The sequence below is a fragment of the Collinsella intestinalis DSM 13280 genome, from assembly GCF_000156175.1.
GTDB lineage: Bacteria > Actinomycetota > Coriobacteriia > Coriobacteriales > Coriobacteriaceae > Collinsella > Collinsella intestinalis.
Map to the genome: position 1 here is coordinate 419,355 of NZ_GG692710.1, position 14,178 is coordinate 433,532.

The window sequence follows — 14,178 nt, forward strand, 5'->3', positions numbered from 1 at the left end:
CATGGAGTTCCTCAAGGTCTCGAGTAAATCATCGCCCGCCTCGGTGGCAGGCGCTATAGCCGGCATGGTCAAAGATGGCGTCCCCGTCAACATGCAGTGCGTCGGCGCTGGCGCCGTCAACCAAGCCATCAAGGCGATGGCAATCGCCCGCGGGTTTCTGATTCCCACCGAGTTCGATATCTCTTGCGCTCCGGTCTTCTCGGACATCCTTATAAACGGTGAATCTCGTACAGCCATACGTCTGTCCGTGTATGTGCACCATATCTCGTACAACTCCGCCGATATCCCCGATTTTCCCGACGATTTTAAGCAGGTTTGCTAACATGTCCAACCTTTCTATCCTTTCCGGAAAGACCTATTTCATCCGCACGTTCGGATGCCAGATGAATTTGCACGATTCCGAACGCGTAAGCGGCTTGTTGGATTCCTGCGGCTGCTTGGTTGCTTCCAGTCCCGCGGATGCCGATATCGTCATCTTCATGACATGCTGTGTGCGCGAGGCTGCGGATACCCGCCTGTACGGTCAGTGCTCCTCTTGCAAAAGCCTTCCTGCATCGCCTTCCGGCAAGCGCGTCATCGCCGTAGGCGGCTGCATCGCCCAGCGTGATGGTGAGGGCCTGCTCACCAATCTCGATAACGTCGACGTCATTTTCGGAACTCACTCAATCGCCCATGTCGCCGATCTCCTGGCCGATGCCTTCGCAGACGGCGACCATCATGTCCGAGTCGAGGAGATCGACACCGGCGCTGCCACCGATATGCCCTGGCATCGTGAGACCGCTTATCACGCATGGGTTCCGATCATGACCGGCTGCAATAATTTCTGCAGCTATTGCATCGTTCCATACGTTCGCGGACGCGAGAAGAGCCGTCCCATGGACGAAATCGTCGATGAGGTGACCGGGCTTGTCCGCCAAGGCGTTCGATCCATCACGCTTCTTGGCCAGAACGTCAACTCCTATGGGCGCGACCACGATCACGACCCACGTTTTGCCGAGCTGCTCCGCCGCGTGGGCGACACCGGAATCGAGCGCATCTACTTTACCTCGTCTCATCCGAAGGATCTCCTTCCCGAGACGATTGATGCCATGGCCGAAGTTCCCGCTGTCATGCCGCAACTGCACCTGGCCGTACAGTCTGGATCTTCACGCATCTTGAAACTCATGAATCGCAAGTACACGCGCGAACAATATCTTGACCTGGTGCAGCGTGTCCGCGATCGCATTCCCAATATCGCCCTCACCACGGATATCATCGTCGGTTTCCCCGGTGAGGCGGAAGAGGATTTCGAGCAGACTGTCTCCCTCGTCGATGAAGCGAAATTCGCTCAGGCGTTCACGTTCATCTACTCCAAGCGTGAGGGAACGCCTGCTGCGAAAATCGTCGACCCCACTCCTCGTTCGGTTATTCAGGAGCGCTTCGATCGCCTCGTAAAGCATGTCGAGCAGACCGCCTTCGACTTCAACCAAGGCTCGCTGGACACCACCGTCCCCATGCTCATCGAAGGCACGTCCAAGAAGGACCCCAACGTTTTGCAGGGCAAGAGCCCTTGGAACCAAACCGTGCACTGCCCTGTGCCTGCGGGCGTGGACCCCACGACGCTCATCGGCAAGGTCATCGACGTCCACGTCGATACGGCACGCACATGGTATTTGGCGGGTGCGTCCGTAGGCGATGCTCGATGACTCCAATCGTAGCGATAACGGGACCCACTGCTGTTGGAAAGAGCTCCCTCGCCGATATGCTCGCCATACGATGGGGGAGTGAGGTGCTTTCCGCCGATGCCATGCAGGTTTATCGTGGTATGGATATCGGAACGGCCAAAACGCCCGCTGACGAGCGCCCCGTTCCGCTGCGTCTCGTTGACTTAGTGGACGTATTTCAACCGTATTCCGCCGCGCAGTTCCAGGTTGACGCACGTGGTGAGGTCGAGCGGTTGCAAAGCGAAGGCAAAACGCCCATATTTTGTGGCGGCACCGGGTTGTATTTGCGCGCTGCGCTCGATGACATGCACTTCCCCAAGGGGGAAGTCGACGATGAGCGTCGCGAGCGCTACAACAAGCTCGCCGAGGATCTCGGACCCCTCGGAATTCACGCTATGCTCGAGAAACGCGATCCCCGAAGCGCGGAGATTATTCATCCTAATAACGTTAAACGTGTCGTTCGCGCGCTCGAGATGTGCGATGAGGGTGTTTCCTACGCCGATCAGGCAGCTGGGTTTTCACAGCACAATCCGTTTTACGAGCACGTAACCTTTGCGCTCACCATGGACCGCGCCCGTTTGTACGAGCGGATCGATCGACGCGTCGACGTCATGATGGGTGAGGGCCTCCTTGAAGAGGTCAAGGGACTGCTTGATTGCGGTGCACGTGACGCGCTCACGTCCATGCAGGCAATCGGATACAAAGAGCTCATTTCATACCTCGATGGCGAATGCGCTCTTTCCGATGCAGTCGACTTGATCAAACAGCGCTCCCGCCGCTATGCAAAGCGCCAGATCAGCTGGTGTAAGCGCGACGAACGAACACGTTGGGTCGATCTCGATAGGATGGGAGTCGAAGACGCCCTCGATCTTATAGAGCACGAGGTGCTGAAAGGATGAGTCGTTTCGAACTCGTGGACACTGCTCCGACACCGGAGCGCGCTATTCTCGTCGGCGTTGACTGGAGAAGTGACGGTTGGCCCATCGAGCGCTCGCTCGACGAACTCGAGCGACTCGCCGACACGGCGGGCGCTGGCACCGTAGCCCGACTGACGCAACGACTCGACCGACCCGTACCGAAATCCTATATCGGGTCGGGCAAAGTTGAAGAACTCAAAGGCTTCGTGCAAAGACTCGATGCCGATGTGGTGATTTTCGATGATGACCTGAGTCCCTCTCAACAGTCCTATCTTGAACGCGCGCTCGGTGAACCGACGAAGGTCATCGACCGTACCGCCCTTATTCTCGATATCTTCGGTTTGCACGCTCGAACACGTGAAGGCCGCCTGCAAGTCCAGCTCGCACAATTGCAATATCTTTTGCCACGACTGCGGGGCATGTGGAGCCATCTTGCTAAAGAGCAGACGCGCGGCGGCATCGGCAGCAGGTTCGGTCAGGGTGAGAGCCAGCTGGAAATCGACCGACGCATGATTCGCAATCGAATCGCCCAACTGAGGCATGAACTGCGAGAGGTCGAGAAACGTCGTGACGTTCAATCGAAGAAGCGCAATGACTCGCAGACGTTTCGCATCGCACTCACAGGCTATACGAATGCCGGGAAGTCCTCGCTGCTCAATCAGCTCTGCGGCCCCTCTGTGCTTGCGCAGGACAAGCTTTTCGCTACGCTCGATCCGACGACCCGCTCACTCAGTCTTCCCGGTGGCAGAAACGTGACCATTACCGACACCGTCGGTTTCATCCAGAAGCTACCGCACGGCTTGGTCGAGGCTTTCAAATCAACGTTATCGGAAGTTAGGGACGCCGATCTCATCTTACGCGTGGTCGATATCTCCGATGCTGACTATCCGCGGCATGTCGATGCCGTAGAGCACGTTCTCGATGAAGTTGGAGCGGCCGATCAACCGGCCGTCACTGTTTACAACAAGATCGACCGCCTGGATTCCTCTGTAGTTGAATCGCTGAGGCGCCGAGACCCCAGGGCCGTATTCTTTTCCGCCGTTACCGGAGAGGGGAAAGAGGAGCTGCTGAATCGGATAATCCATGAAGCGTCGGCATGTGATGCACCGATATCTTGCGAGATTCCCTATCGGGAAGGCCTGCTGCTCTCCTCCATAAGGACTCAGGGCAACATTCTTATCGAGGAGTACCTCGAGGATCGGATCAGGCTCGTTTGCAAGGTGCCGCGCCATATTGCCGCGCGCGTCAAACCATACGTCACGGAGTGAGCCGAGGGGCTCACTCCGATTCCGAATTTTCGATCCAATTATTTAAAAGCGACGCATCAGGGCGACAACCTTGCCGAGTATCGTCGGGTTGTCGGCGTAGATGGGTTCCATGGCGTCATTCTCGGGTTGGAGTCGAACGCGGCCGCGCTCCTTATAGAACGTTTTAACCGTTGCCGACCCATCGATCATGGCGACGACAATCTCACCGTTCATGGCGCTTTTCTGCTCGCGCACGATGATGTAATCGCCGTTGAAGATGCCAGCATTGATCATGGAATCCCCGTGCACCTCCAGGACAAACGAGCTTGAATCCGTTGCGATCTCCGTGGGAACAGTAAACGAATCCTCGATATTCTGCTCTGCGAGAATGGGCATGCCAGCAGCGACACGACCGACGAGGGGCAATTTGACCGTGCCACGGGCAGACGAGGCGGTGGATTCTTCCGGCTTGTACGACGATCCGTCGGAATTGAACACCTCGAGCGCGCGCGGCTTCGTCGCGTCACGGCGAATCAAGCCGTGCTCTTCGAGCGCGCTGAGGTGAGCATGGACAGTGGATGGAGAAGAGAGCCCGACGGCGGCCGCCATCTCGCGAACGCTCGGGGGATAGCCCTTTTCCTTTTGATAGGAGCGGATGAAATCGTAAATCTGTTGCTGGCGCTTGGTGATTTTACGGCTCACGGCAGATCCCTTCTCATCAAACACTTGTTCGAATATTTCTTGACAGGAACAACTGTTCGAAGATAATAATACACGAACACCCGTTCTAAGAGAACGAGTTTTGTCCGAACGGCCATTTATATCTATATGCAGAGAACAGAGCCGAAAGGAGCACGCCATGAAGAGTCAGATCCGCGTTGTTGGAAATCTCGCCCTCGCCCCTGCTGAGGAGCATCGTTTCACCGTTATCGACGGGTCTGCTGCTCAAAAGGCGGTCGCACCTTCGCGCCCGCAGCTATTCGCCCCGATTGCATATCCCAGTCGCACGGTGCTCGAGGGCGCCAAGATGAACGATAAACTTGTATTCACCCTCGCTGCGCTTGCGGTATCTGTCTGCGTTGCAGGCACTATATTCATGGGGTCCGCTTCCTCGGATTCCAAGCTTAACGCGCTTCTGAACGCCCCCACCAAAATCGTCGAGGTCACCACCGGCGACACGCTGTGGAACATCGCCGAAAAGAACCCTATCGACGGCCTCTCCATTACTGAGACAGTCGATGCCATCAAGATGGTCAACGACCTCGATTCGGGCCTGCTGGTTCCTGGTATGGAGCTTTCCGTTCCCACCGCTGCAAGGTAATAGGTTTCCAGCGGAACTAAATTGTGCTACACCCCCTCATCGCATGGTATTCTAAATAGGTTGTCTCAATGGGAGGGGGATAGCGATATGCGTTGTCCAAGCTGTGGACATGATGACACGCGCGTCATTGATTCTCGAGCGCAGGATACAACCAATGCCATCAAGCGCCGGCGTGAGTGCCGTTCTTGCGGATATCGTTTCACCACGTTCGAGCGATGCGAGGACCCCATCGAAGTTATTAAAAGCGATGGGTCCGTCCAGCCTTTTGACCGCAATAAGTTGCTCGTCGGACTGATGCGCGCCACCTCGAAACGAGACATCGACCTGTCCGAACTCAACGCGCTCATCGATGATATCGAGCGCGAGCTTCGAGGCGGAACGCTGACTGCCATCCGATCGCACGACATCGGCGACATGGTCCTAAAGAGGCTAGAACGCATCGATAAGGTCGCTTACATCCGCTTCGCATCCGTCTATCGCGATTTCCGCGATGTCGATGAGTTTATTTCCGAGCTTGATAAGTTGAGGTAACCATGTCCGAGCTTTCCGTTTCCATTAAGCGTCTCGATCCGAGCGTCGAACTCCCCTCATATGCATACGAGGGGGATGCAGGCCTCGACCTGCGTGCCAATGCGGACGTCGTCATCGAACCCTATCAGCGCGTCCTCATCCCAACGGGTCTTGCGATTGCAATTCCCGATGGCTACGCGGGCTTTGTGCAGCCGCGCAGCGGCATGGCCCTAAAGCAGGGGCTCTCCATCGCCAACACGCCCGGTCTCATCGACGCCCACTATCGTGGCGAGCTCAAGGTGATCGCGGTGAATCTCGACTCCGAAAAGGCTATCCACATCGAGCGAGGCGAGCGTATCGCTCAGCTCGTCATCCAGCAGGTGCCCGTCGTGCACCTCGTAGAAGTCGACGAACTCGACGAGACTGACCGCGGTTGCGGCGGTTTCGGTTCGAGTGGTTCGAAATAAGTCAGTCGGTCCTTGAGCATAGGGGGATAACCACATGGACCAGTTCTTCAAGTTGGGGGAGCGCAACTCGAACATCGCGACCGAGCTTCGCGCCGGCCTGACAACGTTCCTGGCGATGGCTTACATCATCGTCGTCAACCCGCTTATCCTGTCTGCAGGCGGCGTTCCCATGACCGCCGCGGTCACTGCCACCTGCATTGGCGCCGGCATCATGACGATCGCGATGGGCTTCATCTCGAATCGTCCTCTGGCCTGCGCTTCCGGTATGGGCATCAACTCCATCGTCGCCTACACGCTTTGCGGCGCGATGGGGCTCGGTTGGCAGACCGCCATGGCCATCATCTTCGTTGAAGGCATCGCCATTCTTCTGCTCGTTCTTTGCGGCCTTCGCGAGGCCATCATGGACGCCATTCCCGTGTCGCTCCGTCATGGCATCTCCATCGGTCTCGGCCTTTTCATCGCTATGATCGGCCTCAAGGACGGCGGCATTATCGTCGCCAACGAAGCCACCATGGTTTCCCTGGGTAGCGTTACTGACCCCGTCTTCCTCGTTGGCCTCATTTCCATTGTGGCCACGGTCATCCTTTCCTCGATGAACGTCAAGGGCGCGCTGCTCTGGGGCATCGTCATCGCATCCATTCTGGGCATTCCGCTGGGTGTTACAGCGGCTCCGTCCAGCATCGTAGCTCCGCTCGACTTCTCCACGTTCGGCGCTCCTTTCATGGCTGACGCCGATGGCGTCATGGGCGTCGTCAAGGCCCTCACCACTCCCGCGCTCCTGCTCTTCGCCTTCTCTCTCATGATGAGCGACTTCTTCGACACCATGGGCACCGCGATGGCCGTCGCCAAGCAGGGTGACTTCCTTTCCGACGAGGGCAAGGTCGAGGACATCAAGCCGATCCTCATCGTTGACTCTGTCGCCGCCGCAGCCGGTGGCGTGTTCGGCGCGTCTTCGATCACCACGTTTGTTGAGTCCGCTTCCGGCGCCGCTGACGGCGGCCGTTCCGGTCTCACCTCCATCACTGCGGGCATCCTGTTCCTGCTTGCCGCATTCTTCTCCCCGCTGATCAGCTGCATCAGCTCTGCGGCGACCTGCGGCGCCCTGGTGTACGTTGGCTTCCTCATGATGAGCGAGGTCACCGAGATCGACTGGTTCGACATCCTTGAGGGATTCCCGACTTTCATGATCATCATCGGTATCCCGTTCACGTACTCCATTTCCAACGGTATCGGCCTCGGCTTCATCGCCTATGTAATCGTTGCCTCCGTCACCGGCAACATCAAGAAGGTCCGCCCGCTCATGTGGGTTGCCGCCGCCGCTTTCCTGGCCTACTTCCTGCTTCTCTAATTACGCGCTTCAGCACGTAACCTGAGATGCCAAGACGAAGCGCCCTCGACGAGTTAATGCTCGTCGAGGGCGCTTCTTTTACATGGAGATTAACTTCGCCAGAGCAACGTCGTACGTTCAAACAAGCACAACGGCAGAACACAGAGCAAAAAGCAAGCGCCTATCGCGCGTGGGCCGGTTTCCCGCCCCAGTAAAACTCGGCAAAATGCCGCTCACGATCGCAGGGTACCCCAACGAGGCGCATGGTCGCACGGACAATGTCAGCAGCGGCATCAGGTCGCCTCAGCGCACTGGCGTTAACCAGAAGCCCATGGAGAGCCTCCTTGTTGTCGTGTAGATGCGTAAGCTGCATCACAAGCTCACGAGAGGTCGTGGCATGCATGCTGGCGCCAAACGACGTGAGCATGACGGTGTTTGACTTCTCTTGGCCATAGGCCTTGCCCAACAGCAGCATCGGCAGCTCCGCGCACAGGCATTCGGTCACCGTAAGACCACCAGATTTAAGAATGGCAAGGTCGCAGGCATGCATAAGAGCTGCCATATCGTCGACGTAATCCATGACCATCGCATTTGAGAGTTTCATTCCCGAAAAGATCGAGCGTAGATGGTCGGCGTAGGATTTATCCTTGCCGGGCAAGAAGATAAAGTGCATGTCCTCGAATCTTCGAAGATAGGGGAGGGTCTCCTCAATTGCCGCCCTAAAACGAACGTAAGGCTGGGGGAGAGCGGCGCCCGCCATAACAAGCACCAACGTTTTATTCGCAGGAAGACCAAAGCGCTTGCGATCCGCGTCGCGACGGCCGGAATCGCCGAAGCCAGACCGGACCGGAATGCCCGTCACCTCGATGGCGCTCTCGGGGACCTTTCTCGGACGTAGGGTCTCAGCCATAAACTCCGTCGCCACGCAGAAGAGGTCGGCCTCCTTATGTGGCCAAAATCCCTCGATCTCATAATCAGTTGGAACACAGACAACGGGATATTCGATCTTAGTGCGCATGCGGGCGCCCACCGCCACATTTGCAGCGGTGATATGAGTGCAGATGATGGCAAGGGGACGCGCTTTCTGAACATACTCATCGAAAGAATCGAACATCAAGGTCGACCATGCTGAGCCGCCACCCCACAAAAGGCGCCCGGTAAGTGTGAAGCGCCAGGTGACATCATAGAGCGGCCTTGTTGCCCCAGTGAACGCAGCAGCTGTCTTATTACCGTCGAACTTGATTTTTCCGAAATCGAGAATATCGAGGACGTCGACCTGAACGTCCTGCGGAACACCATCGAGACCACGAAGTTGCTCGATGGCCTGGGCGATCGCATTTGCCGCCGCACGATGACCAGAACCGACGGATGCATGCACAACCGCGATGGTCGGCCTATGCGTGGATTCGCTTCCCGAAGGAACGGACGCAGGCATAGCCGCAACGGGCTCGCACGGACAATCTGTACGATCTTGCATCAGGCACCCCCAAAGACGATAAGGGTATTGTACGACCCCATGTGTAACAGATTCCCGCTATCGGGTAAGAGCAGAGAAACGACGTATGGAGGTTCTTATGTCCACGCCAAATCAACGCGATCTTGTGATCATCGGCGGAGGCCCCGCCGGTTACTCCGCTGCTTTATACGCTGCACGTGCCAGCCTTGATACGCTTGTCGTCGAGCAGGGCATGCCCGGTGGTCAAATTGCCACATCAGATATGATTGACAACTATCCTGGAATCGAACAATGCTCGGGTGCCGAACTCGGACAGAAAATGCAGGCCCATGCGGAATCTGCCGGCGCACAATCGACCTACGGTTCAGCTCAATCCCTCACACGCCATGAAAGTGGATTCACCATCACAACCGACATGGATTCCATTGAAGCCAAAAGCGTTATCGTCGCCACGGGAGCGACGCCCCGTCCCGGCAACTTCTCAGGAGAAGAGATGTACAGGGGCCGAGGCGTATCGTATTGCGCCACTTGCGACGGCATGTTTTATCGTGGTAAACACGTGTTCATCATCGGCGGCGGCAACTCTGCCGTCGAGGAGGCGCTCTATCTATCGAATCTTGCCGACCAGGTAGAGATCATCGTTCGCCGTGATGTGTTCCGTGCATCCCATGGAATGGTCGATCGGCTCTCCGCCAAGCCCAACATCTCAATTAGGTACCAAACGAGTATTACCGAAGTTTCGGGCTCGACGTTTATCAACGCCATCACATTTCGAGACAATGTCACAGGTGAAACGCACGTCGAATCGTACGACGAGGGATCCGTCGGCGTCTTTGTTGCAGTTGGTCACGATCCCGCCACGAATCTCGTTGCAGGTTTGGCCGAACTCGGCCCCGATGGCGGCGTACTGACCGACGAGCATATGGGCACCACGACGCCGGGTTTGTATTGCGCAGGCGACATGAGGTCCAAGTCGCTACGACAAGTTGTCACGGCGGCTGCTGACGGCGCCATTGCGGCAACAGCTGCTTATCATTACATCGAGTCTCTATCTGCCTGATGATGCAGACGCCCTCTGAGAATGCCTAATCTCAGAGGGCGTCTTTGCGCAGCTTGCGTCTGTCGCTAACAGAATGACAACAATCAAGACTTAGTCATTCCTGATAATATATATTATGTAAAGTTAGAATGGGAATAGGTAACCGGCCTGCACACCCATCAAGACGTGTGCGCAGGCCGGTAGACTACTTAACTCAGGCCGTTCCACTCATACCCGATGATCAAACCAGATTCCTCAGCATAATAAGAACAGAGACCTCGACAAGGAAGGATCTCGACTTCGGCCTGCGGCCATTCGGATGCAATCGCACGGCCCAGCTCCTCTGCACCCTCGACATTGTCGACATGATCGATATATGCCAGGCCGCCACGATATCCGTCCGACCTCATGACATCGAGGATTTTCTTCATCGTCTTCTTATCGCCACGAGTCGGGGCAATCACCTTGATGGTGCCCTGCTCGCTTGCCGTTCCAAGCATACGAATGGAAAGGCCGCTTGCGAGTGCGCCAACCAGCTTGGGCATGCGCCCATTCTTGACAAGATTGTCGAAGCTCCTCAACGAGAATTGCACCTGGCTGTTCGACTCGAGCTTCTTCGCATACGAAACGACCTCGTCGAACGTCGCATCAGAGTGCTTCATAAGGTACCGATCGATAAGGCGGACCATGACCTCGAGTTTTGCGCCCGCAGCTCGAGAATCAAGGATGTAGATGTTTTTGCCCATAATCTGACCGCCGTGCTCTCGAGCATATTCATCCATAACGAGATTGCGGCCCATCTGAGCAGAGTCGTAGCTTCCCGAAAGATTGGAGGAAAGCGTCACAACAATGACGTTATCGGCCAGTCGGAACAGATCAGCCCATTCGCCAGCGCTCGGGCATGCCGAACTCGATGCTGTTGCCTCCGAATGGACTCGCTCGTTCAGCTTGCTCACATCCAAGTCGGAGTCATCGGGGTACTCCTCCCCTCCCACGTGGAGAGTCAGCGGCGCGAATGCATAGGTGCAATTGGGAGTGGCAGGCGTATAGTCACGCAAGTTGCAACTAGAGTCAGCGATAATAGCCCAAGTCATGAGGGTTCCTTTCGCTCGATTTATCGAGACCAGAGTATATACCTACTAAAATGACCAGTTGAGGAGGAAAAGGCAGAAACCCAGCGCATATGAAGATGGGGAGGAAAGGCTCTCCCCTTTCCTCCCCATAACCGACGGAAGTGTGCGTTAACCGACCTTGACCAGGCTGAACAGCTCCTGATCACCCGAAGTCGCAAGTACGTCGCGCGGATTCAGGAACGTAAGCTCGAGGATGCAAGCATAGCCGACCAGCTCGCCCCCAACCTCCTGGATGAGCTTGCCGGTTGCAGCAGCAGTACCACCCGTGGCGATAAGGTCGTCGACGATCAGGATGCGGTCACCGGGTTCGATCGCATCGCGATGAATCTCGAGCGTATCGGAACCATACTCGAGCTCATAGCTAACGGAGTAGGTCTCACGGGGCAGCTTACCGGGCTTGCGAGCGGGAATAAAGCCAGCTCCGAGCTCCATGGCAACGGGCACGCCGATCATGAAGCCACGAGCCTCGGGGCCGACAACCTTGGTGATACCCGCATCACGAAAGTGATCAGCGATCGCGAGAACGGTTTGACGCATTGCGTTGGCATCGGCGAACAGGGGCGTGATGTCCTTAAAGACAACACCGGGCTCGGGATAATCGGGGATGTCGGTGATAAAGGACTCGAAGTCAAAATCGGACATGTCGGCGCATCTTTCTACTCGTTTTGGCTTTGATTGTCACAACGTACGGCGCTATGAAGCGTCGACGGGGAGGACGCGAATCGGTTGGGCTGCGAGCTCGCTTGCATCCAATGCGCTCACGACCTGCTCATGCCCAGTCGCGTAAGACTGCTGGCTCACATGGTTCTGAGCGGCCTGCTGCGCACGGGTTATCTCATCATCGATTGCATCGACGTCGGCATCTTCAACGACCGCGTTAAGCGATTCGAATACACGGTTGCGAAGAAGGGCGGTGCGGACGCCATCGGTGAGGTCGTGCAACGTTTTAAAAGCACGGTCGAGCTTAGCCTCACGGTCATCATCGGAGTCATCGGAACCGAGCATGCCAATGAGAACCTGCTCGAAGAGCGCGGACTCGCGATTGGCTGCAATCACATACTGACGCAGATTGCGCGGCTCGATATGAAAGCGCGAAAGCTCGGCACAGTGGCGGATGATCTCGAAATCACGGCCATCGATAAGCTCGCGGTTCTGCGGGCTGCGTATGATGCGGATGAGATCATTGTCGGAAAGCTGGCGCAGAAACGCGATATCGACACCGAGGATGTCAGGGACGTCCTCAATGGGATGCAGTTTCTGGCGCGTCTCCTTAGAGGCAACCTTCATGGGGGCATCTGTCAAGAGACCGACCTCGAACGCGAGCGCGGACAGGTCCGAGGCGCTATCGAGCTTTTGCTTGATAGCGGAAAGGGGCATGTACCGCGTCTTTTGAAGATGCAAGATGACCTCAAGGCGGTCAACGTCGGCCTTGGAGTACTGACGATAGCCCTTAGGGGTGCGATGGGGCGTAATAAGCCCCTCGTCCTCAAGGAAGCGTATTTTTGAGTTGGAGAGATCGGGATACGTTCCGCGCAGGAGGTTGACCACCTGCCCGATGCTGAGGTAGCTGCGCTCAGCCAAGCTACTCACCGGTTTCGATGCGCTCCACGGTGCTCTCGTGGTACATCAGCGTGAACGTGCCGATCTGCACGGACGAGCCGTCGTGCAGAGGCGCGGAGTTGACGATGGCGCCATCAACCCAGGTGCCATTGAGGGAGCCGAGATCCTCGATGAGAACACTGGCGGCGTTGCGCAGGATCTTGGCATGGCTGCGAGAGACGGTCATGTCGTTGAGGAAGATCGTGTTGGAGGGATCGCGACCGATGGTGACCTCGGGCTGATCCAACTCAAAGACATTGCCGGTCTGCGGCCCCTTGATGATGGAAAGGACCGGGACGATGAGGGGCGTGCTCTTCATGAGGTCAGGCGCGGTGGCATCGCTGCTCGGCATGCGAAAAACGCGCGTTGTCTCATTCTGCTCGACATTGGCCATGGTAACCCCCTAGCGGCAAAACGGGATAAACCCGGAAAATACAATCAATAATTTATTCTAACCCAAATAGTTCGCATATCGGTGTCGTTATGCGTTCTCAACGACCTCGGCATCATCGGCATCATCGATCTCAGGGTTTAGAAAATCATCATCCTCGTCCTCGGGATGCGCAATCGCGGCGCGAATGGCGACCATGCCCTTGACGGTATAGACGCCACCCGTTGCCAGTGAGCAGAAGACTCCTGCATACACGAAGTAAATACCCAGCGGAGCGGCCACGTCGTTAATGCCGGGCAGCCAGGAAACGGAGGCCGGGACAAGGCCCAGGCCATCGAGCATCGGCATCCCGAGGAGCATCAAGGTAAAACCGCTCATCAGCAGAGCGGTGGCGAGCTTGCCGATAAAAACGACATCGATGGGCCTGCGATGGTAATGGCGAACCACAAAATTGCCGAGGAACAGGTACACATCGCGACCGACGATGGCTAGGCAGATCCATAGCGGCAGTTCACCTCGAGCAACCAGGCCGACGACACCGGTGAAGAGCAAGGCGCGGTCCACAATGGGATCGAGCATCTTTCCCAGCCAACTCACGGTCTTGGTCATGCGTGCGATCTGCCCGTCGAGCCAATCGGTAGAAGCCGCGATCGCGTATATGGCGAGGGCGACGTAACGGTTTTGGTCGGTCACGAACAGGTACAGAAAAACGCCCGTGAGAATCAAGCGCGTGAAGGTGATGAAGTTTGAGATGGTGAAGATCTTATTGGAAGGATAATCGGAGGTACCGATGAGCTCCTTCTTGATCTTTTTCCTGATCTTGCCTGCGGCCACGCCTTACTCCCCTAGAACATGAAACACTGGAGGCATGATACCCGCTTACGAAACGCGTAAGCCGACAACCTGAAAATGGAAAAGGGCGACCAAATGGCCGCCCTTAATGCTCCGTGGTCGGGACGACTGGATTTGAACCAGCGACCCCTTGCGCCCCATGCAAGTGCGCTACCAAGCTGCGCTACGTCCCGAAGCAAGGAATTACTTTACCCAAAGGTTCCAACAGATGCAAGA

16 protein-coding genes and 1 tRNA gene are annotated in these 14,178 nt (G+C 56.5%); 9 read left to right on the forward strand and 8 right to left on the reverse strand.

What is annotated here, in order from left to right; all coding sequences use genetic code 11:
• Nucleotide 1: 1 nt before the first annotated feature.
• Genes COLINT_RS01985 through hflX form a run of 4 tightly spaced genes read left to right on the forward strand, consistent with a single transcriptional unit; the run spans nt 2 to nt 3,888 of the window.
• Complete coding sequence (locus tag COLINT_RS01985; protein ID WP_039910257.1) at nt 2–322, forward strand: stage V sporulation protein S; 321 nt, start codon at nt 2–4, stop codon at nt 320–322.
• Nucleotide 323: 1 nt separating this feature from the next.
• A complete protein-coding gene (miaB, locus tag COLINT_RS01990) occupies nt 324–1,685 on the forward strand; it encodes a tRNA (N6-isopentenyl adenosine(37)-C2)-methylthiotransferase MiaB (RefSeq protein WP_006722654.1) in 1,362 nt (453 codons plus the stop codon).
• On the forward strand, nt 1,682–2,602 hold the full coding sequence (gene miaA / locus COLINT_RS01995; RefSeq protein ID WP_006722655.1) for a tRNA (adenosine(37)-N6)-dimethylallyltransferase MiaA: 921 nt from the start codon (nt 1,682–1,684) through the stop codon (nt 2,600–2,602). Before miaB ends, miaA begins: the two co-directional genes overlap by 4 nt.
• Nucleotides 2,599–3,888 (forward strand): GTPase HflX, encoded by a 1,290-nt coding sequence (gene hflX, locus COLINT_RS02000; RefSeq protein ID WP_006722656.1) that lies wholly within the window; start codon nt 2,599–2,601, stop codon nt 3,886–3,888. Before miaA ends, hflX begins: the two co-directional genes overlap by 4 nt.
• 42 nt (nt 3,889–3,930) lie before the next feature.
• On the opposite strand, the gene lexA is transcribed toward hflX, so the two are convergent.
• Nucleotides 3,931–4,569 (reverse strand): transcriptional repressor LexA, encoded by a 639-nt coding sequence (lexA, locus tag COLINT_RS02005; RefSeq protein WP_039910258.1) that lies wholly within the window; start codon nt 4,567–4,569, stop codon nt 3,931–3,933.
• A gap of 157 nt (nt 4,570–4,726) precedes the next feature.
• Between lexA and COLINT_RS08100 the strand changes: the two genes are divergently transcribed.
• The 4 genes from COLINT_RS08100 to COLINT_RS02025 all read left to right on the forward strand — a co-directional run bounded on the left by COLINT_RS08100 (nt 4,727) and on the right by COLINT_RS02025 (nt 7,513).
• Nucleotides 4,727–5,188, forward strand: coding sequence for a LysM peptidoglycan-binding domain-containing protein (locus tag COLINT_RS08100; RefSeq protein WP_006722658.1), 462 nt, complete (start codon nt 4,727–4,729; stop codon nt 5,186–5,188).
• 87 nt (nt 5,189–5,275) lie between these two features.
• A complete protein-coding gene (nrdR, locus tag COLINT_RS02015; protein WP_039910259.1) occupies nt 5,276–5,719 on the forward strand; it encodes a transcriptional regulator NrdR in 444 nt (147 codons plus the stop codon).
• Between the two features lie 2 nt (nt 5,720–5,721).
• On the forward strand, nt 5,722–6,165 hold the full coding sequence (gene dut / locus COLINT_RS02020) for a dUTP diphosphatase (protein WP_006722660.1): 444 nt from the start codon (nt 5,722–5,724) through the stop codon (nt 6,163–6,165).
• Nucleotides 6,166–6,199: 34 nt separating this feature from the next.
• Entirely contained in the window at nt 6,200–7,513 is a 1,314-nt protein-coding gene (locus COLINT_RS02025; RefSeq protein WP_006722661.1) for an NCS2 family permease, read from the forward strand.
• Nucleotides 7,514–7,673: 160 nt separating this feature from the next.
• On the opposite strand, the gene COLINT_RS02030 is transcribed toward COLINT_RS02025, so the two are convergent.
• A complete protein-coding gene (locus COLINT_RS02030) occupies nt 7,674–8,870 on the reverse strand; it encodes an MGDG synthase family glycosyltransferase (protein ID WP_233418312.1) in 1,197 nt (398 codons plus the stop codon).
• A 196-nt stretch (nt 8,871–9,066) separates the two neighbouring features.
• Here COLINT_RS02030 and COLINT_RS02035 point away from each other — a divergent pair, with 196 nt between their 5' ends.
• Nucleotides 9,067–10,008, forward strand: coding sequence for an NAD(P)/FAD-dependent oxidoreductase (locus COLINT_RS02035; RefSeq protein WP_039910260.1), 942 nt, complete (start codon nt 9,067–9,069; stop codon nt 10,006–10,008).
• A gap of 188 nt (nt 10,009–10,196) precedes the next feature.
• Here the strand turns inward: COLINT_RS02035 and COLINT_RS02040 are convergent, their stop codons facing one another.
• From COLINT_RS02040 to COLINT_RS02065, 6 genes are all read right to left on the reverse strand, one after another.
• The gene (locus COLINT_RS02040) at nt 10,197–11,081 is read right to left on the reverse strand and encodes a DegV family protein (RefSeq protein WP_006722664.1); all 885 of its coding nucleotides are present in this window, start codon (nt 11,079–11,081) and stop codon (nt 10,197–10,199) included.
• Nucleotides 11,082–11,228: 147 nt separating this feature from the next.
• A complete protein-coding gene (locus tag COLINT_RS02045) occupies nt 11,229–11,762 on the reverse strand; it encodes an adenine phosphoribosyltransferase (RefSeq protein ID WP_006722665.1) in 534 nt (177 codons plus the stop codon).
• A gap of 51 nt (nt 11,763–11,813) precedes the next feature.
• Complete coding sequence (gene ftsR, locus COLINT_RS02050; protein ID WP_006722666.1) at nt 11,814–12,710, reverse strand: transcriptional regulator FtsR; 897 nt, start codon at nt 12,708–12,710, stop codon at nt 11,814–11,816.
• Nucleotides 12,703–13,113 (reverse strand): FHA domain-containing protein, encoded by a 411-nt coding sequence (locus tag COLINT_RS02055; protein ID WP_006722667.1) that lies wholly within the window; start codon nt 13,111–13,113, stop codon nt 12,703–12,705. Before COLINT_RS02055 ends, ftsR begins: the two co-directional genes overlap by 8 nt.
• 87 nt (nt 13,114–13,200) lie before the next feature.
• A complete protein-coding gene (locus tag COLINT_RS02060; RefSeq protein WP_006722668.1) occupies nt 13,201–13,944 on the reverse strand; it encodes a CDP-alcohol phosphatidyltransferase family protein in 744 nt (247 codons plus the stop codon).
• Between the two features lie 114 nt (nt 13,945–14,058).
• Nucleotides 14,059–14,135 (reverse strand) — tRNA-Pro (locus COLINT_RS02065).
• Nucleotides 14,136–14,178 lie beyond the last annotated feature (43 nt).